23 protein-coding genes are annotated in these 22,239 nt (G+C 67.9%); 14 read left to right on the top strand and 9 right to left on the bottom strand.

The window, feature by feature from the left end:
* Nucleotides 1-36: 36 nt before the first annotated feature.
* The 4 genes from QTI17_RS23265 to QTI17_RS23250 form a co-directional block, all read right to left on the bottom strand.
* The gene (locus tag QTI17_RS23265) at nucleotides 37-543 is read right to left on the bottom strand and encodes a hypothetical protein (protein ID WP_286535953.1); all 507 of its coding nucleotides are present in this window, start codon (nucleotides 541-543) and stop codon (nucleotides 37-39) included.
* 83 nt (nucleotides 544-626) lie between these two features.
* Nucleotides 627-1,628 carry a Bug family tripartite tricarboxylate transporter substrate binding protein gene (locus QTI17_RS23260; RefSeq protein WP_286535951.1) on the bottom strand — a complete coding sequence of 334 codons (1,002 nt, stop codon included), beginning with the start codon at nucleotides 1,626-1,628 and terminating at the stop codon, nucleotides 627-629.
* A 38-nt stretch (nucleotides 1,629-1,666) separates the two neighbouring features.
* Nucleotides 1,667-2,653: a hydroxymethylglutaryl-CoA lyase gene (locus QTI17_RS23255; protein WP_286535950.1), complete on the bottom strand. Its 987-nt coding sequence runs from the start codon at nucleotides 2,651-2,653 to the stop codon at nucleotides 1,667-1,669.
* Complete coding sequence (locus QTI17_RS23250; RefSeq protein WP_503011096.1) at nucleotides 2,650-3,864, bottom strand: CaiB/BaiF CoA transferase family protein; 1,215 nt, start codon at nucleotides 3,862-3,864, stop codon at nucleotides 2,650-2,652. The genes QTI17_RS23255 and QTI17_RS23250 overlap by 4 nt, the downstream gene beginning before the upstream one ends.
* Nucleotides 3,865-3,943: 79 nt before the next feature.
* Between QTI17_RS23250 and QTI17_RS23245 the strand changes: the two genes are divergently transcribed.
* Nucleotides 3,944-4,846 (top strand): LysR family transcriptional regulator, encoded by a 903-nt coding sequence (locus tag QTI17_RS23245; protein WP_286535949.1) that lies wholly within the window; start codon nucleotides 3,944-3,946, stop codon nucleotides 4,844-4,846.
* A 21-nt stretch (nucleotides 4,847-4,867) separates the two neighbouring features.
* Here QTI17_RS23245 and QTI17_RS23240 read toward each other — a convergent pair whose 3' ends face one another.
* Nucleotides 4,868-5,545, bottom strand: coding sequence for a FadR/GntR family transcriptional regulator (locus tag QTI17_RS23240; RefSeq protein ID WP_286535948.1), 678 nt, complete (start codon nucleotides 5,543-5,545; stop codon nucleotides 4,868-4,870).
* A gap of 194 nt (nucleotides 5,546-5,739) precedes the next feature.
* Here QTI17_RS23240 and QTI17_RS23235 point away from each other — a divergent pair, with 194 nt between their 5' ends.
* From QTI17_RS23235 to QTI17_RS23200, 8 genes are all read left to right on the top strand, one after another.
* Nucleotides 5,740-6,930 carry an ABC transporter substrate-binding protein gene (locus QTI17_RS23235; RefSeq protein ID WP_286535947.1) on the top strand — a complete coding sequence of 397 codons (1,191 nt, stop codon included), beginning with the start codon at nucleotides 5,740-5,742 and terminating at the stop codon, nucleotides 6,928-6,930.
* A gap of 88 nt (nucleotides 6,931-7,018) precedes the next feature.
* Nucleotides 7,019-8,119 (top strand): ABC transporter ATP-binding protein, encoded by a 1,101-nt coding sequence (locus tag QTI17_RS23230; RefSeq protein ID WP_286535946.1) that lies wholly within the window; start codon nucleotides 7,019-7,021, stop codon nucleotides 8,117-8,119.
* Nucleotides 8,116-8,979 (top strand): ABC transporter permease, encoded by an 864-nt coding sequence (locus QTI17_RS23225; RefSeq protein ID WP_286535945.1) that lies wholly within the window; start codon nucleotides 8,116-8,118, stop codon nucleotides 8,977-8,979. The genes QTI17_RS23230 and QTI17_RS23225 overlap by 4 nt, the downstream gene beginning before the upstream one ends.
* A gap of 2 nt (nucleotides 8,980-8,981) precedes the next feature.
* A complete protein-coding gene (locus QTI17_RS23220; RefSeq protein ID WP_286535944.1) occupies nucleotides 8,982-9,824 on the top strand; it encodes an ABC transporter permease in 843 nt (280 codons plus the stop codon).
* Nucleotides 9,825-9,835: 11 nt separating this feature from the next.
* Complete coding sequence (locus QTI17_RS23215; protein ID WP_286535943.1) at nucleotides 9,836-11,038, top strand: mandelate racemase/muconate lactonizing enzyme family protein; 1,203 nt, start codon at nucleotides 9,836-9,838, stop codon at nucleotides 11,036-11,038.
* Between the two features lie 21 nt (nucleotides 11,039-11,059).
* Entirely contained in the window at nucleotides 11,060-11,986 is a 927-nt protein-coding gene (locus QTI17_RS23210) for an aldose 1-epimerase (RefSeq protein ID WP_286535941.1), read from the top strand.
* Nucleotides 11,979-12,884: a dihydrodipicolinate synthase family protein gene (locus tag QTI17_RS23205; protein ID WP_286535940.1), complete on the top strand. Its 906-nt coding sequence runs from the start codon at nucleotides 11,979-11,981 to the stop codon at nucleotides 12,882-12,884. Before QTI17_RS23210 ends, QTI17_RS23205 begins: the two co-directional genes overlap by 8 nt.
* 1 nt (nucleotide 12,885) lies before the next feature.
* Complete coding sequence (locus tag QTI17_RS23200; protein ID WP_286535938.1) at nucleotides 12,886-13,851, top strand: Bug family tripartite tricarboxylate transporter substrate binding protein; 966 nt, start codon at nucleotides 12,886-12,888, stop codon at nucleotides 13,849-13,851.
* Here the strand turns inward: QTI17_RS23200 and QTI17_RS23195 are convergent.
* Nucleotides 13,838-15,196 carry an adenylate/guanylate cyclase domain-containing protein gene (locus tag QTI17_RS23195; protein ID WP_286535936.1) on the bottom strand — a complete coding sequence of 453 codons (1,359 nt, stop codon included), beginning with the start codon at nucleotides 15,194-15,196 and terminating at the stop codon, nucleotides 13,838-13,840. The two genes, QTI17_RS23200 and QTI17_RS23195, sit on opposite strands and share 14 nt — an antisense overlap.
* 126 nt (nucleotides 15,197-15,322) lie before the next feature.
* Between QTI17_RS23195 and QTI17_RS23190 the strand changes: the two genes are divergently transcribed.
* Entirely contained in the window at nucleotides 15,323-16,186 is an 864-nt protein-coding gene (locus tag QTI17_RS23190) for a VOC family protein (RefSeq protein ID WP_286535933.1), read from the top strand.
* On the opposite strand, the gene QTI17_RS23185 is transcribed toward QTI17_RS23190, so the two are convergent.
* Genes QTI17_RS23185 through QTI17_RS23175 form a run of 3 tightly spaced genes read right to left on the bottom strand, consistent with a single transcriptional unit; the run spans nucleotide 16,183 to nucleotide 18,616 of the window.
* Nucleotides 16,183-16,833 (bottom strand): hypothetical protein, encoded by a 651-nt coding sequence (locus QTI17_RS23185; RefSeq protein ID WP_286535931.1) that lies wholly within the window; start codon nucleotides 16,831-16,833, stop codon nucleotides 16,183-16,185. The genes QTI17_RS23190 and QTI17_RS23185 overlap by 4 nt on opposite strands.
* A gap of 57 nt (nucleotides 16,834-16,890) precedes the next feature.
* Entirely contained in the window at nucleotides 16,891-17,913 is a 1,023-nt protein-coding gene (locus QTI17_RS23180) for a Gfo/Idh/MocA family protein (RefSeq protein WP_286535928.1), read from the bottom strand.
* Between the two features lie 22 nt (nucleotides 17,914-17,935).
* Nucleotides 17,936-18,616 carry a GntR family transcriptional regulator gene (locus QTI17_RS23175; protein WP_286535926.1) on the bottom strand — a complete coding sequence of 227 codons (681 nt, stop codon included), beginning with the start codon at nucleotides 18,614-18,616 and terminating at the stop codon, nucleotides 17,936-17,938.
* A gap of 182 nt (nucleotides 18,617-18,798) precedes the next feature.
* Here QTI17_RS23175 and QTI17_RS23170 point away from each other — a divergent pair, with 182 nt between their 5' ends.
* The 4 genes from QTI17_RS23170 to aroQ all read left to right on the top strand — a co-directional run bounded on the left by QTI17_RS23170 (nucleotide 18,799) and on the right by aroQ (nucleotide 22,225).
* Complete coding sequence (locus QTI17_RS23170; protein WP_286535923.1) at nucleotides 18,799-19,809, top strand: TRAP transporter substrate-binding protein; 1,011 nt, start codon at nucleotides 18,799-18,801, stop codon at nucleotides 19,807-19,809.
* A 68-nt stretch (nucleotides 19,810-19,877) separates the two neighbouring features.
* The gene (locus tag QTI17_RS23165; RefSeq protein ID WP_286535921.1) at nucleotides 19,878-20,432 is read left to right on the top strand and encodes a TRAP transporter small permease; all 555 of its coding nucleotides are present in this window, start codon (nucleotides 19,878-19,880) and stop codon (nucleotides 20,430-20,432) included.
* 15 nt (nucleotides 20,433-20,447) lie between these two features.
* Entirely contained in the window at nucleotides 20,448-21,734 is a 1,287-nt protein-coding gene (locus QTI17_RS23160) for a TRAP transporter large permease (protein ID WP_286535919.1), read from the top strand.
* Nucleotides 21,735-21,763: 29 nt separating this feature from the next.
* Nucleotides 21,764-22,225, top strand: a complete 462-nt coding sequence (gene aroQ, locus QTI17_RS23155; protein WP_286535916.1) for a type II 3-dehydroquinate dehydratase — start codon at nucleotides 21,764-21,766, stop codon at nucleotides 22,223-22,225.
* Nucleotides 22,226-22,239 lie beyond the last annotated feature (14 nt).

Here is a 22,239-nt window from a genome sequence, read left to right as displayed (position 1 = left end):
GGGCGACCGGCCTCGCGATGGACTGCGCGGCGACGGCTACCAGCGCCAGCGCTCGAACTCCAGGTCGTCGCCGACGTTGTAGTGGTCGACCAGACCCGTGGGATCGACGTAGATGTAGAGGAACCGCCGGTTGTTGATGTGGAGGTAGCGCCACGACCAGACCGTGCCGTCGAAGGAAGTCACGCGCGTCTGCTGGTAGGGCGGCCCATAGGTGAAGAGCACGTCGGGAATGCGCCATTGGCCGGGCCGGATCGTGTTGCCGAACAGGCCCTCGTCGAGTTCCTGGCGCACCGACTGGACGCGGCCCGCCGCGTCCAGGTCGACATTGCTGACCTGGAAGCCGGCCGGGCCGCGCGAATACTGCAGCCGCTCGCCGCCGGTGAAGCGGTAGGTGGCGGTCGGCGGGCCCAGTTGCTGGAGCACCGCGTCCCGGGGCGTGCCCAGCTGGACCCGCGACGGGTCGCTGGCGCAGCCGGCCAGCAGGCCGCCGAGCAGCACGGCCGCGGCGGCGGCGTTCAATGGAAATCGGGCGAGAGATCGCATGGTGTTTCGAGTGTCGGCGCGGCCGGGCGTTCCGGCTGTGGGACGAGCCGCCGCCCGGCTGTCCGCGAGCCGCCCGGCGCCGCTCAATCCGCCTCGATCTTCGCCGCCTTGACGACCTCCGTCCAGCGCGCGGTCTCGGATTTCACCAGCGCGTCCATCTGCTGCGGATTCAGGTAGTCGGCCGTCGCACCCTGTTCCTGGGCCTTCTGCCTGAAGGCGGGCGTGGACACGATCCGGGCGATCTCCGCCGTCAGCTTGTCGATGATCGGCTTGGGTGTCCTGGCCGGGGCGAAGACGGCGAACCACGAGGTGGCGTCGAGATTCGGCAGGCCGGCTTCGGCGGTCGTCGGCACGTCGGGCAGGCTGGGCAGACGGGTCTTGCCGGTGGTCGCCAGCACCCGCAGCTTGCCCGACTGGATGTGCGGCACGAAGGGCGGCGCGGTGCCGAAGGTGATGTCGACCTGGCCGCCCAGCAGGTCCTGCAGCGCCGGGCCGGTGCCCTTGTACGGGATGTGGGTCAGCTGGATGCCGGCCTGCTGCTCGAGCATCGCGCCGGTCGCATGCTGCAGCGAGCCGTTGCCCGACGAGGCGTAGTTGATCTTCCCCGGATGCGCCTTGGCGTAGGCCACCAGCTCGGCCATGGTCTTGAAGGGGAGGTCGGCGCGCACCACCACGATCTGCGGCGCCGACAGCACGTTGGCCACCGGCGTGAAGTCCTTCGCCTCCCATTGCGGCGCCTGCTTGCTGACCAGCGGCGTAATGACGTGGTAGCCCGAGTACTGCATCAGCAGCGTGTAGCCGTCGGGCTCGGCGCGCTTCACCGCGCCCGCGGCGATGACGCCGTTGGCGCCGCCCTTGTTGTCGACCACCACGGTCTGGCCGAGCGCGGCGCCCAGCGGGACGCCGAGCATGCGCGCCGCGATGTCGGTGGTGCCCCCGGCCGCCGTCGGCACGAGCAGCATCACCGGCCGGCTCGGGTAGCCGGCGGGCGCCTGCGCGTGGAGGGCCGGGGCGATGCCCAAGGCGGCGATGCCGAGCGCGGCCAGCCCGAGGGCGCGGCGCGAGAGGGTGTGAGCGGGTTTCATGGAAGTCTCCTGTCGTCGTTCTAAGAAAAAATGGGTGTTCAGGCGTCGCGCGCCAGCGCCCGGTCGCGCCAAAGCGCGAAATCCGGCGGCGGTGCGTGCAGGTCGAGCCGGCGGCCGGCCTTGGCGATCTGGCTCGGGATCTCGTGGCCGATCAGGCCCGGCAGCCTGGCGGCGGCCTGCAGCAACAGCGCCAGGTCGCAGCCGGTGTCGAAGTCCATCAGTTCGAGGGCATGCACGATCTCCTCGGTGCACACGTTGCCGCTCGCGCCCGGCGCGTAGGGGCAGCCGCCGAGGCCGCCGAGCGAGGCGTCGAAGCGGTCGGCGCCGGCGTCCAGCGAGGCCAGCACGTTCGCCAGGCCCATGCCGCGCGTGTTGTGGAAGTGCAGCGTCAGTTCGGCGGCCGGCAGGCGCTGGCGGAACAGCCCGACGATGCGCGACACCTGGCTCGGGAACGCCATGCCGGTGGTGTCGCACAGCGTGATGCCGCGGGCGCCGGCGGCCATGAAGCGCCCGGCCCATTCGAGCACCACGGCCGGGTCGATGTCGCCCTCCATCGGGCAGCCGAACACGCACGAGAGCGAGACGTTGACCGGCACCCCGGCCTGCCGCGCCAGCCCGATCACTCCCGAGAGCGCAGTGAACGACTGGGCCCGCGTCATCCGCAGGTTGGCCAGGTTGTGGGTCTCGCTGCACGACATCACGAGGTTGAGTTCGTCGGCGCGCGCCTCGATCGCCCGCTCGGCGCCGCGCAGGTTCGGCACCAGGCAGGTGTAGACCACGCCGGGTGCGCGGGCGATCTCGCGCAGCACGATCTCGGCGTCGCGCAGCGCCGGGATGGCCTGCGGCGAGACGAAGGCGGTGGCCTCGATCTTGGCGAGGCCGGCGGCCGACAGCGCATCGATCAGGGCGATCTTGTCGGCGGTGGGCACGAAGGCCGATTCCATCTGCAGGCCGTCGCGCGGGCCGACTTCCTGCATGTGGACGCGGCGGCGTGCGCCGGTCCAGGGGCTGGTCGAAGCGCTCATGCGATGGCTCCTTTCGCGCGCAGCAGGGCGATCTGTTCGGCCGTCAGGCCGGCTTCGCGCAGCACGGCGTCGGTGTCGTCGCCGAGCCGCGGCGCCGACGAGCGCACGCTGCCGGGCGTGCCCGACAGCTTGGGCACGATGCCGGGCACGTCGACCTCGTGGCCGTCGCGCGTGACCTGGCGCAGGATCATGTCGCGCGCCCGGTAGTGCGGGTCTTCGTGGATGTCCTTGGCGGTGTAGACCCGGCCCGCCGGGACCCTGGCCGCGCCGAGCAGCCGAAGCACCTCGTCGATAGTGCGCGACAGGGTCCAGGCGCCGATCGCGGCGTCGAGCTCGTCGACCCGCGCCACCCGGCCGGCGTTGCCTTGCAGGTCTGGCGCGGACGCGAGGTCGGGGCGGCCCACGACTTCCATGAGGCGGCGGAAGATGCTGTCGCCGTTGCCGGCGACCAGCACGTAGCCGTCGGCGCAGCGGTAGGCGTTGGACGGCGCGATGCCCGGCAGCGCGCTGCCGGCCGCCTCGCGCACCGCACCGAAGGCGCTGTACTCGGGCAGCAGGCTTTCCATCACGTTGAAGACCGCCTCGTGCAGCGCCACGTCGATGACCTGGCCCGGGCCGCCGTGCACCTTTCGGTGGTAGAGCGCCAACAGCACGCCGATGGTGCCGTGCAGCGCCGCCAGCGTGTCGCCGATCGAGACGCCCACCCGCACCGGCACCCGCCCGGGCTCGCCGGTGAGATGGCGCAGCCCGCCCATCGCCTCGCCGATGGCGCCAAAGCCGGGCAGGTCGCGGTAGGGCCCGGTCTGGCCGTAGCCCGAGATGCGCAGCATCACGAGCCCGGGGTTGATCCGGCGCAGGTCGTCCCAGCCCAGGCCCCAGCCCTCGAGCGTGCCGGGCCGGAAGTTCTCGATCAGCACGTCGGCCTCGGCGATCAGGCGGCGCGCGATCTCCTGGCCTTCGGCGGCGCGCAGGTCGATCGCCACCGAGCGCTTGTTGCGCGACTGCACCTGCCACCAGACCGAGGTGCCGTCCTGCAGCAGGCGCCAGTTGCGCAGCGGGTCGCCGCTGCCCGGCGCCTCGATCTTCACGACCTCGGCACCGAATTCGCCGAGCGTCTTGCCGCAGAAGGGACCGGCGATCAGCTGGCCCATCTCGACCACCTTGAGGCCGGCGAGGGCGGTGTTGGAATCAGGGTTCATGGCGCGGATCATGGCCGGCCGCGGGAGGGCCGCAAAGCGGTCATTGGCGAGGCTGCCATCGCGGATCGCGATGGTGCTCAAATAGCCCTCCATGAAACTGGATCCTGTCTCGTTGCGCCTCTTCGTCGCGGTCATGGAAGAGGGCACCATCGCGGCCGCCGCGCTGCGCGAGCACCTGGCGCCGGCGGCCGTGAGCAAGCGCATCAGCGAGCTCGAGGCAGCGCTCGACACGGTGCTGTTCCAGCGCAGCAACAAGGGGGCGCAAGCCACCGCGGCCGCGCATGCGCTGCTGGGGCTCGCGCGCGGCGTGCTCTACGGCCTGGACGACATCGCCGAGCAGATGGCGGGCTACGCCAGCGGGCTGCGCGGCCACGTGCGGGTGTTCGCCAACATCTCGGCCATCACGCAGTTCCTGCCCGACGACCTGCGCAGCTTCATGGCGGCGGCCCCGCTGGTGCAGGTGCACCTGCAGGAACGCATCAGCTCGGCCATCGCGCGCGCCGTGGCCGACAGCACGGCCGACATCGGCATCCTCAACGCGGGCGCCTACGGCGAGCCGCTGGCCATGCTGCCGTACCGCGAGGACGAACTGGTGCTGATCGTGCCGCGCGGGCATCCGCTGGCGCGGCGCAAGAAGGCGAGCTTCCGCGAGGCACTGGCGCATGAATTCGTCGGCGCCCATCCGGGCAGTGCGGTCAACAATCAGCTGCACAGGGCGGCGGCGGAGATCGGCCTGCCGCTGCGGCTGCGCATCCAGGTCAGCGGCTACGACGCGATGTCGTTGATGGTGGCCGCCGGCATGGGCATCGGCATCCTGCCGCGCCGGAGTGCGCGGCTCTATCTGGCGTCGCTCGACATCCGCGCCGTCGCGCTCGACGAGCCCTGGGTGCGGCGGCAGCTGGTGGTGTGCGTGCGCTCCCTGGAGGCGCTGTCGCCGGCGGCGCGCAGCCTGGTGGAGCATCTCTGCGCGGGGGCTTCGCCGGGCCCTGCGTGAGGGGCGCCAGGCCGGTGCGATCTACCGCAGGATCGCCGCGTCGAAGATCCGTCGCTTGGCGTTGAGGATATGGACCCGTGTGGCCTCGGCGGCGTCGGCCGGGGACCGCTTCTCGATGGCGTCGAGGATCTGCCGATGCTCCGTCTGGACCCGCCGGATGCGCTCGAGAGTCATCTTCGATCGCACGCTCCGGGCCAGTTCCATGAATTGCCGGATGGGCGCGACACTCGTTTCGACGGCGGCCACGAAGAACTGGTTGTGCGAGGCCCTCGCGATCGCCATATGGAAGCGGACGTCGTCTTCGATGCCTCTGTTTCCGCCCTCCATGGCCAGGGTCTGCGCTTCCAGGCAGGCCGTGATCGATGCCAGGTCGTCGGCGGTGCGGAACTCCGCAGCAGCGGCCGCCGCTCCCGATTCGACGACCGTGCGATAGGCGTAATAGCGCTCGATGTCCGAATAGTTCCTGATGGGCGGCATGCTCGATGCCGGTGTGCCGGGGGCGCGCACGACGTGGCTGCCGGAGCCGCGCCGGGATTCGACGATGCCGTCCGATCGCAGCCTCGACAGCGCCTCCCGCACGGTCGGCCGCGAGACCCCGAAGCGGGTGGCCAGTTCGCTTTCCGTCGGCAGCTTCTTCGAGTCGGCGTAGTCCCCGCGCAGGATGGCTTCGACCATCCGGGCGTAGATCTGGTCGGGCAATGTGCCGCCATGGACGTCTAGCAAGTGTTCCGCCATTGAACCGGTCATCGAAAGTCTTTGTCAGACAACTATAGCGGATGTTCGGTTGGACCCCAGGCGAGATGGCCCGTTCTCCTAGCAGTAACCCGCATGACAACTGGAAAGTTGTCTTACAAAATCTCCGCCAGCCAAGCCCATCCATTAGGAGATTCCGAATGCGCCCAGTTTTCCTTTCGCGGCATCGCCATTCCCTCGTTGCGGCCGTTCTTGGGGCGGCGAGCTGTGCCGGCATCGGCCTGGCCCAGGCGCAGGAACTGCCGAAGTCGCCGGTGGTGATCAACGTGATCGACGCCGCAGGCAACCTGGCGCTGACGCAGGGGGCTTTCGAGGCCTACCAGGCGCAGAACCCCAAGCTGGTGTCCAAGTTCACCTTCACCAAGGCCCCCGCGCCCGAGATCCCGGCCAAGATCAAGGCGATGCAGAACGCGGGCCGCAGCGACATCGACATGGTCATCGTCGGCACCGATGCGCTCGCCGCCGGCCTCGAGATGAACCTGTGGGTCAAGCTGTTCCCCGACTACGCGGCCAAGTTCCCCAAGCTGCAGGAGAACTACCTTCCCAACGCCTACAAGATGCACGCGCTGGCGAAGGACCACGGCCTGGCCATCGTCTTCATGCCCGCCGGACCGCTGGTCGAGTTCAACCCCGACAAGGTCAAGACGCCACCGACGACGCCCCAGGAACTGCTGGCCTGGTGCAAGGCCAACCCCAACAAGCTGATCTATGCGCGGCCCGCCAACTCCGGGCCGGGACGCACCTTCATGATGGGGCTGCCCTATCTGCTGGGCGACAAAAATCCTGCCGATCCGATCAACGGCTGGGACAAGACCTGGGCCTACCTGAAGGAGCTCGACGCCTGCATCGAGTACTACCCGACCGGAACCGCCGCCGTGATGAAGGAACTGGGCGAAGGCTCGCGCGACATGACGCTGACCGTGACGGGCTGGGACATCAACCCCCGGGCGCTGGGCATCGTGCCGAAGAACTTCCAGGTGCTGCCGTTCAAGGGCATGACGTGGGTCAACGACGCACACTACATTGTGATTCCCAAGGGCGTCCCGGCGGAGAAGCAGGCGGTGGCGCTCGACCTGATGGCCTTCCTGCTCAAGCCGCAGCAGCAGGCGATGACCTATGACAAGGGCTACTTCTATCCGGGCCCCGCGGTCAAGGACGTGCCGCTGTCGCTGGCACCCAAGGACAGCCAGGACGTGATCAAGGAGTTCGGTCGGCCCGAATACGACCAGTGGCTGGCCCAGTTCCCCCACGCCGTGCCGCTGGAGCCCAAGGCCATGGTCGATGCCTTCCGCCGCTGGGACCAGGACATCGGCAGCCGCAAGACCAAGTGATGCGCGGCGCGCACTGCGCGCCCGACCGACGCCGCCAGCGCCCGCGTGGGCGCTGGCTGGCGGACTCTTTTTCCAGCATGGCGTCTGCATGACTTCAAACTTTTCCGAGTTGCGCCTCGAGGGCGTCACCCGCCGCTTTGCCGCGGGCAAGGGCGTGCAGAGCTTCACCGCGCTCGATGCCTTGAGCATGACGGTCCGGCGCGGCGAGTTCATCGCGCTGCTCGGCCCCTCGGGCTGCGGCAAGTCGACCGCGCTCAATTGCCTGGCCGGCCTGCTGCCATTGACGGATGGAAGCATCTGGCTCGACGACACGCGCATCGACGTGCTGCCGCCCGAAAAACGCGGCTTCGGCATGGTGTTCCAGAACTACGCGCTCTTTCCGCACATGAGCGTGGCGCGCAACGTCGGCTTCGGGCTGGCGATGCGCGGTGTGCCCGCCGCCGAGTCGGCGCAGCGCGTGCAGCGGGCGCTGGATCTGGTGCAGCTCAACGCCCAGGCGCACAAGCTGCCCGGCCAGTTGTCCGGCGGTCAGCAGCAGCGGGTCGCGATCGCCCGGGCGATCGTCATCGAGCCGCCCCTGGTGCTGATGGACGAGCCCTTGTCGAATCTCGACGCCAAGCTGCGGCTGGAGATGCGCGCCGAGATCCGGCGCATCCACCGCGAGCTGGGGCGCTCGACGATCTACGTCACCCACGACCAGGACGAGGCGCTGTCGCTGGCCGATCGCGTGGTCGTCATGAAGGACGGCGTGGCGCAGCAGATCGCCGAACCGCAGCGCATCTACGCGCAGCCGGCCAATCTGGACGTGGCCCGCTTCATGGGCTATCGCAACCTGGTGGCGCTGGACGTGCGCTCGGCCGGCAGCGCGTCGGTGCAGCTCGCCGGCAGCGGCCTGGCGCTCACCGCGCGGGCGATGCAGCCGCTGACCGGCGGCAAGGCGATGCTCGCCATCCGGCCCGAGGAGTTCGACGTCGTCTCCGCACCGGTGGACAACAGCTTCGCCGCCCAGGTGCGCAATGTCGAATACTGCGGCCACGACAACATCGTCGACGTCGAGCTGGCCGGCGGCCTGATGCTGATCGTGCGCACGACGGCGCGGCTGCGGGTCGGCGATCCGGTCACGCTGGCCATTGCGCCGGACAAGGCGCTGGCCTATCCGATCGATGCCGCCGCGGGCCTGGCGCCATGACCAGCGCCGGCCCGTCCTCGTTCGACCGGTCGCTGCTGCTGCTGGTGCCGGCGACGCTGTTCATGGTGGTGCTGTTCGTCTACCCCTTCCTCTACGGCCTGCAGTTGTCGTTCCGTCCGATGGAAGGCCACTGGCTGGCGAACTACACGCAGTTCTTCACCACCGACAACCTGCGCGACACGGTCTGGACCACGCTCAAGCTGGCCATTCCCGCCACCGTGATCAATGTCGGCCTGGCACTGCCGATCGCCTATCAGATGCGCCGCAGCAGCCGCTTCCAGAAACTGATCACCACGCTGCTGGTGATTCCGTTGACGCTGGGCACCGTCCTGATCGCCGAGGGCATGCTCGGCTATTTCGGCCCCAAGGGCTGGCTGGCGCAGTCACTCCAGTGGCTGCACCTCTACGAAGGCCCGATCCGGCTGACCCACAACTACTGGGGCGTGCTGATCTCGCTCATCATTTCGGGCTTCCCGTTCGCGTTCCTGCTCACGCTGTCCTACATCACCGGCATCGACCCCAACCTGCCACGCGCCGCCGCGACCCTGGGCGCATCGCCGTGGAACCAGTTCCGGCACATCTATCTGCCGCTGCTGGTGCCGGGACTGGCGATGGCCTTCGCGCTGTCGTTCGTGCAGGCCTTCTCGGTGTTTCCGTCGGCGGTCCTGCTCGGATCGCCGGCCGGCGCCACGCGCGTGATCTCGATCGCGGCCTACGAGGCCGCCTTCGAGCGCTACGACTATTCCATGGCCTCGGCCGTCGCCATGCTGATGGGCGTGGTGCAGCTGTTGGTCGTGGCCGCGGTCCTGGGCGCGCGCGGGATGTTCTATCGGGGCCCGGTCTCCGGCGGGAAGGGTTGACCATGGATGCGCATCGCCTGCTGATGAAACTCTGGAAGTCGCTGGTCGCCCTGGTGATGGGCTTCTTCATCCTCAATGTCGCCTTCATGGTGGCCGCGGTCGGCACCAGCTCGGTGGCCCGCCGCTGGCTCGGCACCTGGCTGCCCGATGGCTACACCTTCGGCTGGTACCAGACCGCCTGGAAGGAGTTCCAGCTCGACAGCGTGCTGTGGGTGACGATCGAGGTGGTCGCGGCCGTGGTGTTCCTGTCGATCCTGATCGGCGTGCCGGCGGCCTACGCGCTGGCGCGGCGCGACTTCCGCGGCAAGAACCTGCTGATGGGGCTGTTCCTGCTGCCGCTGATGATCCCGCCGATCACCTACGGCATTCCGCTGGCGACCGTGATGTACCAGGCCCACATCGCCGGCACCATCTTCGGCGTGATCCTGGCGAACATGATTCCGGCCGTGCCGTTCATGATCCTGGTGATGACGCCGTTCATCGAGCAGATCGACGCCAACCTCGAAGCCGCCGCCCGCGTGTTCGGCGCCAACACCTTCAAGCTGTTCTGGCACGTGCTGCTGCCGCTGCTGGCCCCGGGCATCCTGGCGGCTTCGCTGCTGGTGCTGGTGCGCACCATCGGCATGTTCGAGCTGACCTTCCTGACGGCCGGCCCGGATTCGCAGACGCTGGTGGTGGCCCTGTACTACGCGGTCTTCGCCGCCGGCGTGCGGGCGCCGCAGTCGGTCGATGCGATGGCGATGGTCTACATGGCGGTCACACTGGCCTGGCTGCTGATCGCGCTGCAGTTCGTCAACCCGACGCAGCTGGTCAGCCGCGTCAAGGAACATCCCAAGACGGCCTGAGGTCGAGCCCCATGAAGATCACGCAAGTCGACACGGTCCACGCGGCCGCCTATCCCAACATCCTGTGGGTGCAGATCCACACCGACACCGGCCTGGTGGGCCTGGGGGAAACCTTTCGTGGCGCCCAGGCCGTGCAGGCGCAGATCCACGAGCTGGCTGCCCCCTACCTGCTGGGCAAGGACCCGCTCGCCATCGAAGCCCACAGCCAGCACCTGCTGTACGGCTATGTCGGCTTTGCCAGCAGCGGCGCCGAGACGCGCGCCGCTTCGGCGGTCGACATCGCGCTGTGGGATCTGTTTGGCCAGGCCACCCGACAGCCGCTCTACCAGCTGCTCGGCGGCGCCGTGCGCGAAAGCGTCCCGGTCTACAACACCTGCGCGGGCTACACCTACAACAAGGCCGCGCAGCGCCGCTCGGTGACGCAGGCCAGCGCCGAGGTCGCGCCGGAAGGCCCCTACGAGGACCAGGTGGCATTCGTCAAGCGCCCGGCGGCGCTGGCCGAAAGCCTGCTGTCCGAGGGCTACAAGGCGATGAAGATCTGGCCCTTCGATCCTTTCGCCCAGGCCAGCGGCGGACAGTCGATCTCGGCCCGCGACCTGGACACGGCGCTCGCGCCGTTTCGCGAGATCCGGCGCGCGGTCGGCGACGAGATGGACATCATGGTGGAACTGCATTCGATGTGGAACCTGCCGATGGCCGTTCGCATCGCGCAGGCGCTCGAGGAGTTCAAGCCCTACTGGATCGAGGACCCGGTCCAGATGTCCAACCTGGACACGATCGCCGAATTCCGTTCGCGCACCCGGACTCCGGTCTGCGGCAGCGAGACGCTGGCCACCATCCAGCCATTCGTCCAGCTGCTGAAGAACAACGCCGTGGACTATGTGATGCTGGACCTGGGCTGGGTCGGGGGGCTCTCCGAAGCCAGGAAGATCGCGGCCCTGGCGAGGGCCTTTCACAAGCCGGTCGCGCCGCATGACTGCACCGGCCCGGTCGTGCTCGCGGCATCTCTCCATCTGGCGATGAGCACCACCAACGTGGTGCTGCAGGAAGTGGTGCGCGCCTACCTGGGCGGCTGGTACCGCGACCTCGTGACGCAGTTGCCCGATGTCCGCGCCGGCCAGGCCACGGTGCCGCCCGGCGCAGGCCTGGGCCTGGCGCTGGCGCCGGCGCTGCTGCAGCGGCCCGATGTCAGCATCCGCAGTTCGAAGCTGTGAACGTCCGCGATGCATCTGAGCGTGACACCCGAGACCACGCTGCGCAGCGGATCGCTGGCGGCGACGCTGGCGCCGGCGGCCGGCGGACGCATCACCCGCCTCAGCTCAGGCACGGCCGGGGGCGAAACGATCGATTGGCTGGTGCCGCTCGCCGACGCCGTGCGCGGCGCCGGTTTCGAATCCACGCAGTGGCCCAAGGCCGGCTGCTACCCCCTGGTGCCGTTCTCGAACCGCATCCGGGACGGCCGCCTGGCCGGCCCGCAGGGCAGGGCGCAGTTGCCGCTCCATCCGGGGGAGCGGCACGCGTTGCACGGCGTCGGCCAGCAGCGGCCCTGGCGCCTCGAGCAGCACGCAGCGGACCGCGCCACCATGAGCTACGTCCATGCGCCGGGGGATCACGGCTGGCCGTGGGCGTTCCGGGCCGAGCAGGCGGTGGCGCTCGACGCCGCGGGCCTCTCGCTGGAACTGCGGATCAGCAACGAGGGGCGGGAGTCGATGCCGAGCGGTTGCGGCTTCCATCCCTATTTTCCGGCCCGCTTCGCGCACGGCCTGCAGTTCGATGCGCGCAGCGTCTGGCCGGCGGACGCCGAATTCCTCGCCAGCGCACCGGTGCCGACCGCGCCGGCGGACGACTACGCGTCGGTGCGCGCCTTGCCCGATGTCGAATGCACGCGCTACTACGGCGAATGGAACGGACAGGCGCGGATGGCGGCGGCCGATGGTCCCGCGATCGAGCTGCTGGCCAGCGCCGCGCTGCAGCACCTGGTGCTGCATCGGCCGGGGCCGGGCGCCTACTTCTGCCTGGAACCGGTCTCGCATGTGGCGGACGCCGCCAACCTGGCCGCGGCGCGCGCCGACACCGGCTGGCGGCTGCTCGCGCCCGGCGAGGCGATGGAATGCCGCCTGCGCCTGACCGTCTCCACTCCACGAGATCCACGACATGACTGAATCGACAGCTTCCCTCCGGACCGCGCTGGACGGCATCTCCGGCATCCTGGTGACGCCCTTCGACGATGCGGACCGCATCGCGCCGGACCGCCTGGCGCCTGTGGTCGACCGCGCCATCGCGGCCGGCGTCCATGTGCTGGTCGCCAACGGCAACACCAGCGAGTTCTTCGGCCTGACCATGGCGGAAGCCGAGCGCATGGTGCATGCCGCGGCAGAACATGTGGCTGGCCGCGTGCCCTTGCTGGGTGGGGTGGGGCGCAGCGTCCATGACGCCTGCGCCCTGGCGCGCGCCTCGCGCCAGGCCGGTGCCGCGGCCCTGATGGTGCATCAGCTGACGGATCCCTTCGTCGCGCCCAGCGGGGTGGTCACCTACGTGCGCCGGATTGCCGATGCGGCGGACGGCCTGCCGGTGGTGCTCTATCTGCGTGACGACGCGATCGGCCTGCCGGTGATCGAAGCCCTGTGCCGCATTCCGCAGGTGATCGGGGTGAAATGGGCGTCGCCCACGCCCCTGCGCCTGGTCCAGGCCATGGCCCAGGTGGCCGATCGCGGCCTGGCCTGGGTGTGCGGCCTGGCCGAGCCCTGGGCGCCGCCGATGTATGCGGTGGGCGCCCGCGGCTTCACCTCCGGGCTGATCAATCTGCGGCCCGAGCTGTCCGTGCGCATCCACGCCGCGCTGGCGAAGGGGGACTACACGCTGGCGACGGAATTGATCGGCGGCATCGCGACCTTCGAGGAACTGCGCACGCACGAGCGCAACGGCGCGAACGTGAGCGTGGTCAAGGCGGCGCTGCGATACGCCGGGCTGGACTGCGGCGCGGCCCGGCCGCCCAGCACCTGGCCGCTGCCGGAAGCCGACCGGGTGCGGCTCGAGCGGCTGGTCGATGGCTGGAAATGACATGAAGCGCCGCTTCTTCGCCGCCGTCCTGTTCGGCCTTGTCGCTGCCGCGGGGCTGCCTGCCGCCGCGCAGCCCTATCCCGCCCATCCGGTCAAACTGGTCATCCCGGTTCCGCCCGGCGGCAGCGCGGACGTGGTCGGGCGCCTGCTGGCCAACGCGGTGGCGGCGGAGCTGGGGCAGCCCGTCATCGTCGACAACCGGGCCGGGGCCGCCGGCAGCGTGGGCACGGCGTCGGCGCTGAAGGCACCGGCCGACGGCTACACGCTGGTCCAGTGCAGCATCGGCAGCTGCGCCATCAATCCGAGCCTGTACAAGAACGTCGGCTACGACCTGCAGAAGGACATGGCGCCGGTGATCCTGCTGGGCTCTTCGATCAATGTGCTCACGGTCAACAACGATGCGGGCATCCTCAGCGTGAAGGACCTGGTCGACCAGGCCAGGCGCAAGCCCGTGGCCTACGCGTCGTCGGGCGTGGGCGCGTCCAACCACCTCGCCGCCGAGCTGCTCAAGAAAATGGCGGGCATCGAGATGACGCATGTGCCGTACAAGGGCTCGGGGCCTGCCATCACCGACCTCATCGGCGGCCAGGTCCCGGTGTTCTTCGACAACGAGCCTTCCATCCTGCCCTTCATCCAGCAGGGCAAGGTGCGGGCGCTGGCGGTGACGGGCAAGACGCGCTCGGCCAACCTGCCAGACGTCCCGACGATGGAAGAGCTGGGCTTTGCCGGCTTCGTCATCGAGCCGTGGTACGCCTTCGCGGCCCCGGCGGGCACGCCCGAGCCGGTGATCCGGCGGCTCAATGCCGCGTTCGACCACGCGCTGCATCAACCGGCGGTGCGCGACAGGATGGTTGCCATGGGCATCACCCCGGCGGGCGGCCCGCCCGAAGTGCTCGGCCGCCTGATCCGCAGCGAATACACGCGCTGGGCGGAGCTGATCCGCGCGCAGGGCATCAAGGGAGACTGAGGGCCGCCGCCGCGCTGCCTTGCTGCTCGACGGCAAACAGCCGCCACTCGCCAGGAATTCCCTTGAGGCGCTGCATCCCCCGATCCTGAAACGACAGTCCGGAGCCCGCCACCAGATCCTTGACGGTGCTCGAGACAAGCACTTCACCGGTCTGCGCATGGGTGGCCACGCGGGCACCGGTATGCACGGCAATGCCCGCGACCTTGCCGCCCATCACCTCGCATTCCCCGGTGTGCAGCCCGGCACGGATCTCGAGGCCGAGCGCACGCACCTCGCGCGAGATGGCACACGCGCAGCGGACCGCGCGAGCCGGCCCGTCGAAGGTGGCGAGGAAGCCGTCGCCCGCGGTGTCGATCTCGCGGCCCCGGAAGTGCTCCAGCTCGCGGCGAACCAGCGCGTGGTGACTCTCGAGCAGATCGTGCCAGCTGCGATCGCCGAGGACGGCGGCGCGTTCGGTCGCTTTCACGATGTCGGTGAACATGACCGTCACCAGAAGCCGGTCGGGTTCGGCGCCGAGTCGAGTCCCGGTGAGGAACTCCTCGATCTCGTCGAGGATGACATCGCTGTCGCAGCCCCACGGGACATGGTCGATGCCGTGCAATTCGACCAGCTTCGCGCCCGCGATGCGCTCGTACATGTATTGGCTGGCGCCGAAATCGATGACCCGATCGTTTCGGCTGTGCAAGAGCAGCGTGGGCACGCGCACGGCGGGCAGCACATGGCGGATGTCGATTTCCATGTTCATTCGCAACAGCGTTGCCGCCGCCGCCGGGCTCGCGCTGGAGCGCAACCAGCGCCCCCACCATTGGCGGCATCGCTCGTCCCGGACCTGGCTCGGCCACCGTGCCTCCATGCCGACGTCGCCGCCCCAGTTGCGTTCCACCTCGTCGGCAAAGGCCAGAGACTGAGCCCTGGTCGGGCCCCAGGGATAGTCGGGCGCCTGCGTGCGGCGCGAGAAGGCGCCGCCCATGATGAGCGCCGAAGCGCGCGCCGGGTAGGTGGCGGCGAACAGCGCGCACATCGCACCGCCCTCCGAATAGCCGAACAGCGCCGCGCGCTCCGAGCCGACGGCGTCCATCACGGCGCGCACGTCGTCCATGCGAACTTCGAGACTGGGCATGTCGCTGACGCGGTCCGACAGACCGGTTCCCCGCTTGTCGAACAGGATGAGCCGGGAGAACGAGGCCAGCCGGGCGAACATCCGCGCCAGCACCGGCTCCTCCCAGAAGACATCGAGGTTCGAGACCCACCCCGGAACCAGCACCAGGTCGCGTGGGCCGTTGCCGACCGTCTGGTAGGCGATGTTGACGCCACCGCTCTTCGCGTATTGGGTCGTGGGCAGCATGGAGATTGCGCTCGAAGCGCCGGTCTTCCGGCGTTCCGAAGATTGCCACAAATCGAAGCGTCGCGCGACCCCGCACGCCGGCCGGTGCGGCGCGACAATGTGGTCGACACATTTCTGCGGGACATCATGAACACCGGGACATTCGATCGCACGCAGGGGGACACCGGCAATATCGTCGCGCTGGAGCACGTCAACGTCGAGATCCCCGACCAGCAGCTGGCGACCATCTTCTACGTGATGGGCCTTGGCCTCACGCGCGATCCCTACCTCTTCACGGGCATCGGCAACATGTGGATCAACATCGGCCGAAACCAGATTCACATGCCGACCGGCGCGCCGATGGTGCTGCGCGGCACCATCTCCGTCGTGATGCCCGGTCGCGAGGCTTTGCTGAAGCGGCTGGCGGAGGTGGCTTCGCTGCTGGCCGCAACCCGATTCGATTTCGATGCGCAGGCCGACCACGTCAGTGCGACCTGTCCCTGGGGCAATCGCTTCCGCATCTTCGAGCCCGGTGAACGATACGGACGCATGCGCCTGGGCCTGCCATCGGTCGAACTCGATGTGGCGCGCGGCACGGCGGCCGGCATCGCGACGTTCTACCGGGAAGTGATGGGCGCTCTCGTGTCCGAGCATTCCGATGCGCAAGGCGCCTGCGCGAGCATCGGGGTCGGGCCTGGCCAGACCCTGGTCTACCGCGAAGGCGATGCGGCACCGGCGCCGTACGACAACCATCACGTGCAGATCTACGTCAACGATTTCTCCGGCCCCTACCGGCGCCTGCGCGCGCTGGGGCTCGTCACCCAGGAAGACGATGCCTACCAGTACCGTTTTCGGCAGCTCGTCGATCCGGCCACGTCGGCCCCGCTGACAGTGCTCGAGCACGAGGTGCGCAGCCTGCTGCATCCGCTGTATGGCCGCCCGCTGGTGAATCGAAATCCCGAGATGACCAATCGCAACTACGCGGCCGGCGAAGAGAGCTTCCGCTGCTAGGTCCTGCCGGCGACGTCCTCGGCCGTGGCCGAATGCGAGAGCGTGTAGAGGCCGCTGAGCGCGCCTTCGGCCGCGCCGGACGCCCGCAAGGCCGCTGCCTCGAGATCGGCGTGGACCAGCGACTCCAGGGCAGGTGCGTCGTAGCCCAGTGCCACGAACACCCAGTCGGCCACGCGATCGGCGGAGTTGCGGATGCGCTGTTCGGTCGTTTCGGCGACGGGTGGCGTCTGATGCCGCAACAGATGAGCGCCGACGATCCCCGGCCTCTGGGCCAGAGCGGCGCAGAGCGGTCGGAAGAATGCGCGCAGGTCGTCATCGCGGCCTTGCAGCGGCGAGACACGCAATGTCAACGCGTGCCGTGCAGCGCTGCTGCCCGATGACTCCAGCACGTGGCACTGGCTGCGCACCATGTTCCTGTGGTGCGGCATCATCCGCGTGGACCACGGCGATGGCGTGTTCAGATGACTGACGTAGGCGGCCGATGAAAGGACCGCGTACGAACTGAGCTCGTACATGACGAAGATGCCTTCGCCCCCTGCGGCACTCGTCCAGCGCGACGCCCGCCGGAATCCGGGCACGCCGAGGCGCTCCGGAAAATGTTCATGGGAGTGCCAGTCTTCGAACTCGGACTTGATCTCGGGCGCCATGTCCCACCACATCGCCAGCGCCGCGTCGCCTAGAAGAGACATGTTCCTTGCCCCCGCTTATCTGGCGACTTCGACCGGAACGCCATCGCGACTGCTCGCCGCAATGGCATCGAGCGTCATCGCGATGTCGATCGATTCGGCGGGCGTGGCGCCCGTCCATTGGTCCCAGCCGAAGCGCACGAGATCGTGAAACGACTCTGCTTCGGCCAGGAAGCCGGCGAGCGCTTCGGTTTCGATGATTTCGTGTGCCGCATCCCAACCATTGCCGCGGCGCACATGCACGAGCGGCGGAAAGGCGGGTCCGGTATCGTTGAAGTAGGTGGTGGCTATCGAACCTGCGTCGCCGGCAATGAACGCATGCCGGTGCCGCACGGTGCTGAAGCTGCAGGAGATCTGCGCCAGAAGACCATCCGGGTACTCGAGCGTCGCCATCGTGGTCACATCGACACCCGTGGCGCCCCAGCGCGACAGGGCCGACACGCGCGACGGCGCGGCACCTGCGATGGTGCGCACGAAGCTCACCGGATAGGACCCGGCGTCCATCAGCGCGCCGCCCGCGAGCGTCGGGTCCATGCGGATGTTGGCGGCGTCGGTCAGAGGAAATCCGAATGACGCCTGGATGAGCTGGGTGCGTCCGATGGCGCCGGCCGCGACGAGCTCGCGAACCTTGAGTGTCTGCGGTTGGGCCCGATACGGATAGGCTTCCACGAGATACACGCCGTTCTGCTCGGCGGCCGCGAACATGGCCCGTGCCTCCGCCGCATTGGCGGCCAGCGGTTTCTCGCACAGGACGTGCTTGCCGGCGGCGGCGGCCCTGATCGACCACTCCGCGTGCAGGTTGTTGGGAAGCGGCACGTAGACCGCGTCGACGTCGGGGTCGGCGAACAGCTCGTCGTAGCTGGCATGGACGCGGCCGATGCCGAACTCTCGCGCGAAGGCCGTGGCGCGCTCGACGTCGCGGCTCGCCACGGCGGTCGCCACGACCTTGGCCGACGGCCGAACGGCTTCGACGAACGAACAGGCGATGCGTGCGGCGCCGAGGATGCCGATGCGCAGCGGGCCACTGGAAGACGATGTCATAGGCTCCTCACAAGAATCCGGTTCAGGCGGCGTCCAGCACCGATGCCATTTGCGTGACGCAATCCTCGACGTGCGTCGTCAGCGTCTGCTGCGCGCGCTGCCAGTCCCGGGCGAGTGCGCTTTCCAGCAAGAGCCGGTGCTCGTCGGCCGCCTCCTCGCCACGGAAGATGGCCGCGATCATCTGGTAGCGCAGATATTTGTCGCAGATCGACGCGTAGGTCTGCAGCAGCAGGGCGGATCCGCAGGCGGAAATCAGCGCGACGTGAAACGCCCAGTCGTACTGGCGCCAGGTTTCCGAAGGAGAAAGATCGCCGGCCGCCATCCTCTTTTCCATCGTGGCGAGCTTGTGGTAGGCCGCCACCACGCGGCCTTCCCACTCCAGGTCGCCGCGCTGAAACGACTCCTTGAGCCCGTGGCTCTCCAGCAGCAGCCGCATCGATGCCACTTCGCGCAGGTTGGCCGACGAGACCGCGCTGACCTGGAAGCCGCGCGCCCCTTCGGCCACGAGCAAGCCTTCGGTGGCCAGGCGGCTGAAGAGTTCGCGCAGCGTGCCGACGCTGGCGCCATAGGTCTCTTTCATCCGCTCCAACGGCAGACGGCACCCCGGCGTCAGCCGGCCCAGCACGATGTCCGAGCGAATGCGGCGATAGGCGACCTCGCCGACGGTGGCGCTGTCTGGGGAATCGAGAGAGTTGTCGGTCACACGGGTCGCTCCTGGGCGGATCGAAGTTAAGCACAGTTCTTTGGCTTGAGCTGTGGCGTTTGATTAGAGAATACCCTAATCATTGGATACATTGCCAATCATTCGATGATTCAATACCATCTCGGCATCGCCGCGACGCGGGGCAACCGCCCGGATCATTCCCACCTCAAACGGAGACCTTCATGGCATCGAAACTCTCGAAATTGGCAGGCGCCCTCGCGCTGCTCGTCGCCTCCACGCTCGTTCAGGCACAGGACATTCAGGAAAGGACAATTCGAATCGGGCACCTGAACAACACCGACCATCCAACCAGTTGGGGCGTCAAGAAGTTCGCCGAGATCGTGGCGGCCAAGAGCGGAGGCAAGATCACGGTCAAGGAATTCGCCAGCAGCCAACTCGGCAACGAACTGCAACAGCAATCTGCGCTGCAGGGCGGGGTGCAGGAGATGCTCGTGGCGTCCACCACCTCGCTGACCGGCGTCATCAAGGAATTCGGGCTCTTCGACTTTCCCTTCCTTTTCAGCAATGGCCAGCAGGCTGATGCCATGGTCGACGGCCCGTTGGGCAAGATGCTCAGCGCCAAGCTGGCCGACAAGGGCATCGTCATCCTGGGCTTCTTCGACCTGGGTTTCCGCAACGTCACCAACAGCAAGCGGCCCATCACGAAGGGCGAAGACCTGGATGGACTGAAGCTGCGCGTCATCCCGAACCCGGTGTTCCTGGAGACCTTCAAGACTTTCAAGGCCAACCCGCTGCCAATGCCCTTCGCCGAGCTGTACAACGCCCTCGAAAGCAAGGCGGTGGATGGCCAGGAGAACCCGTACTCGGTGATCCTGTCGAGCAAGTTCTACGAGGTCCAGAAGTACGTCAGTGGCACCAACCACGTGTATGCGACCAACCCGGTCCAGATCAGCAAGCGCTTCTGGGACAAGCTGTCGCCGGCAGAGCACAAGCTGCTGCAGGATGCCGCCACGGAAGCCCAGAACTACCAGCGCACGGCGAGCCGCGAAGCCGCCGGCAAGGCACTGACCGAACTCCAGGCCAAGGGCATGACCTACAACGCCGTCGCACCCGCCGAGGCGGCCCGCATGCGCACCGAAGTCAAGCCGATCTACGAGAAGTTCTCCGCTTCGTACGATCCGGCCGTGATGACGCTGTTCAAGACCGAAATGGAACGCGTCTCCAAGTTCTGATTCTGGAAAGGCCCCCTGGCGTCGCTGGGGGGCCGTTCGCGCCCAACGAGTCCCGTCCAGGAGCAGGCATGGTGAAGCTGATCGATTCTTTCTGCCGCGCGGTCACGGCCCTGATGGCCGTCGCGCTCATGATCATGGTGGCGCTGGTCTTCGGCAACGTCGTGCTGCGCTACGTCTTCAATTCGTCGATCACGCAGTCCGAGGAAATCTCGCGTTGGCTGTTCGTGTGGATCACGTTCATGGGCTGCGTGGTCGCGCTGCGCGAGCACACCCACCTCGGCACCGACGCCTTGGTGTCGCGCCTTCCACCCATGGGCAAGAAGATCTGCCTTGCGCTGGGCCATGTGACCATGCTGTACGTCTGCTACCTGGTGTTCAGGGGCGCGCTGGAACAGGCCCGCATCAACATGGATGTGCTGGCGCCTTCCACGCAGTTGCCGATGGCCATATTGCATTCAGCCGGCGTGGCCTTCGCGGCCTGCGCATGCATCGTGCTGCTGCTGGACCTCTGGCTGCTCTTCACCGGCCACATGAAAGATTCCGACCTGGTGCTGATCCAGGAATCCGAAGATCTGGCTGCGCTCAACCGGCCGCATGGCGACGACGCCACCAGACAACACTGATCCGAGCGAGCCACCATGACACTCACCATCTTCCTCGGATCCCTGCTGCTCGCGATGGCGATCGGCATTCCGATCTCGTTCGCGCTGCTGGTCAGCGGCGTGGCGCTGATGTGGCACCTGGACATGTTCGAGGCGCAGATCCTGGCCCAGAACCTGCTGGGTGGCGCCGACAACTACCCGCTGCTGGCCGTGCCCTTCTTCTTGCTGGCCGGCGAGATCATGAACGAGGGCGGGCTGTCCAAGCGCATCGTCGAATTTGCGATGGCGCTGGTCGGGCACATCCGCGGCGGCCTGGGCTACGTGACCATCGTCGCGTCGATCATGCTGTCGGCACTGTCGGGCAGCGCAGTGGCCGACGCCGCGGCACTGACCACCATGCTGCTGCCGATGATGGTGGCCGCCGGCCACGCGCCGCATCGCGCTGCCGGGCTGATTGCCGCATCGGGCGTGATTGCGCCGGTTCTGCCGCCGTCGATCGGGCTGGTCATCTTCGGCGTCACGGCCAACGTGTCGATCTCCAAGCTGTTCATGGCCGGCATCACGCCCGGCCTGCTGATGGGACTCGCGCTGTGGATCACCTGGGCCTACGTCGCCCGCCACGAAGGCGTGGTGCCGCCGCCGCGCAGGCCGCTGAAAGAATTGCTGGCCACGATGCGCCGCTGCGGCTGGGCGCTGATGCTGCCGGTGATCATCCTGGTCGGTCTGCGCATGGGGGTTTTCACGCCGACCGAAGCCGGCGTGGTGGCTGCGGTCTACGCGCTGTTCGTCGCGACAGTCATCTATCGCGGCCTGAAACTGTCGCAGTTGTACGGCATCTTCAAGGCCGCGGCCAAGACCACCGCGGTGGTCATGTTCCTGGTGGCCGCGGCCATGGTCTCGGCCTGGCTCATCACCGTGGCGGACCTGCCCGGCAAGGTGGTGGGCATGCTCCAGCCCTTCCTCGACAGCCCCATCTTGCTGATGGTGGCGATCATGGTGCTGGTCATGATCGTCGGCACGGCGATGGACATGACGCCGACCATCCTGATCCTCACCCCGGTGCTGATGCCGGTCGTCATCGCCGCCAAGATCGACCCAGTCTACTTTGGGGTCATGTTCATCATGAACAACGCGATCGGCCTGGTCACGCCGCCGGTGGGCGTGGTCCTCAACGTGGTGGCCGGGGTCGGTCGAATGTCGATGGACACGGTGACCAAGGGCGTGATGCCGTTCATGATCGCCCAGTTCCTGATCATGTTCCTGATGGTCTTCTTCCCCTGGCTCGTCACCGGCCCCGCAAAGTTCTTCTACGGCGGCCACTGACACCCGCCCGCTCGCAAACAAACTCAGCCATGACCAAGCCGCTCTACATCCTGAATGGTCCGAATCTCAACCGTCTCGGCAAGCGCGAGCCGGCGATCTACGGCAAGACCACGCTGGCCGAGATCGAAGCCATGTGCCGCGACGAAGCCGGGGCGGTCCCGGTGGTGTTCCGGCAGTCCAACAGCGAGGCGCAGCTGATCGACTGGATCCACGAGGCCATCGACGAAGCCAGCGGAATCATCATCAACCCGGCGGCCTTTTCGTTCACTTCGATGGCCATCATGGATGCCCTCAAGATGTTTCCGGGTCCGATCATCGAGGCCCACATCTCCAACATCCATCGGCGCGAGGAGATGTACCACCATTCGTACATGTCGGCGGTGGCCACCGCGGTGATCGCCGGCCTCGGACCCGGCGGGTACCGCGCCGCCATCCAGTCGATATTGGAGATGCTCGGCGACGAGCCTGCCGACTGCACCAAAGGACAGTAGCGGGAATTCGGTGC

This window comes from Variovorax sp. J31P179 (assembly GCF_030316985.1).
GTDB classification, from domain to species: domain Bacteria; phylum Pseudomonadota; class Gammaproteobacteria; order Burkholderiales; family Burkholderiaceae_C; genus Variovorax; species Variovorax ginsengisoli_B.
Note: the sequence above shows the minus strand (reverse complement) of the source record. Positions and strands in the feature narration are given on the sequence as shown.

What these genes read in the sequence shown, in the direction of transcription:
- QTI17_RS23265 (WP_286535953.1), bottom strand. Translation starts at nt 543, where the DNA reads ATGCGATCTCTCGCCCGATTTCCATTGAACGCCGCCGCCGCGGCCGTG.
- QTI17_RS23220 (WP_286535944.1), top strand. Translation starts at nt 8,982, where the DNA reads ATGGATGCGCATCGCCTGCTGATGAAACTCTGGAAGTCGCTGGTCGCC.
- QTI17_RS23250 (WP_503011096.1), bottom strand. Translation starts at nt 3,864, where the DNA reads ATGATCCGCGCCATGAACCCTGATTCCAACACCGCCCTCGCCGGCCTC.
- QTI17_RS23200 (WP_286535938.1), top strand. Translation starts at nt 12,886, where the DNA reads ATGAAGCGCCGCTTCTTCGCCGCCGTCCTGTTCGGCCTTGTCGCTGCC.
- QTI17_RS23230 (WP_286535946.1), top strand. Translation starts at nt 7,019, where the DNA reads ATGACTTCAAACTTTTCCGAGTTGCGCCTCGAGGGCGTCACCCGCCGC.
- QTI17_RS23205 (WP_286535940.1), top strand. Translation starts at nt 11,979, where the DNA reads ATGACTGAATCGACAGCTTCCCTCCGGACCGCGCTGGACGGCATCTCC.
- QTI17_RS23215 (WP_286535943.1), top strand. Translation starts at nt 9,836, where the DNA reads ATGAAGATCACGCAAGTCGACACGGTCCACGCGGCCGCCTATCCCAAC.
- QTI17_RS23180 (WP_286535928.1), bottom strand. Translation starts at nt 17,913, where the DNA reads ATGACATCGTCTTCCAGTGGCCCGCTGCGCATCGGCATCCTCGGCGCC.
- QTI17_RS23225 (WP_286535945.1), top strand. Translation starts at nt 8,116, where the DNA reads ATGACCAGCGCCGGCCCGTCCTCGTTCGACCGGTCGCTGCTGCTGCTG.
- aroQ (WP_286535916.1), top strand. Translation starts at nt 21,764, where the DNA reads ATGACCAAGCCGCTCTACATCCTGAATGGTCCGAATCTCAACCGTCTC.
- QTI17_RS23195 (WP_286535936.1), bottom strand. Translation starts at nt 15,196, where the DNA reads ATGCTGCCCACGACCCAATACGCGAAGAGCGGTGGCGTCAACATCGCC.
- QTI17_RS23160 (WP_286535919.1), top strand. Translation starts at nt 20,448, where the DNA reads ATGACACTCACCATCTTCCTCGGATCCCTGCTGCTCGCGATGGCGATC.
- QTI17_RS23185 (WP_286535931.1), bottom strand. Translation starts at nt 16,833, where the DNA reads ATGGCGCCCGAGATCAAGTCCGAGTTCGAAGACTGGCACTCCCATGAA.
- QTI17_RS23245 (WP_286535949.1), top strand. Translation starts at nt 3,944, where the DNA reads ATGAAACTGGATCCTGTCTCGTTGCGCCTCTTCGTCGCGGTCATGGAA.
- QTI17_RS23190 (WP_286535933.1), top strand. Translation starts at nt 15,323, where the DNA reads ATGAACACCGGGACATTCGATCGCACGCAGGGGGACACCGGCAATATC.
- QTI17_RS23235 (WP_286535947.1), top strand. Translation starts at nt 5,740, where the DNA reads ATGCGCCCAGTTTTCCTTTCGCGGCATCGCCATTCCCTCGTTGCGGCC.
- QTI17_RS23170 (WP_286535923.1), top strand. Translation starts at nt 18,799, where the DNA reads ATGGCATCGAAACTCTCGAAATTGGCAGGCGCCCTCGCGCTGCTCGTC.
- QTI17_RS23255 (WP_286535950.1), bottom strand. Translation starts at nt 2,653, where the DNA reads ATGAGCGCTTCGACCAGCCCCTGGACCGGCGCACGCCGCCGCGTCCAC.
- QTI17_RS23260 (WP_286535951.1), bottom strand. Translation starts at nt 1,628, where the DNA reads ATGAAACCCGCTCACACCCTCTCGCGCCGCGCCCTCGGGCTGGCCGCG.
- QTI17_RS23165 (WP_286535921.1), top strand. Translation starts at nt 19,878, where the DNA reads ATGGTGAAGCTGATCGATTCTTTCTGCCGCGCGGTCACGGCCCTGATG.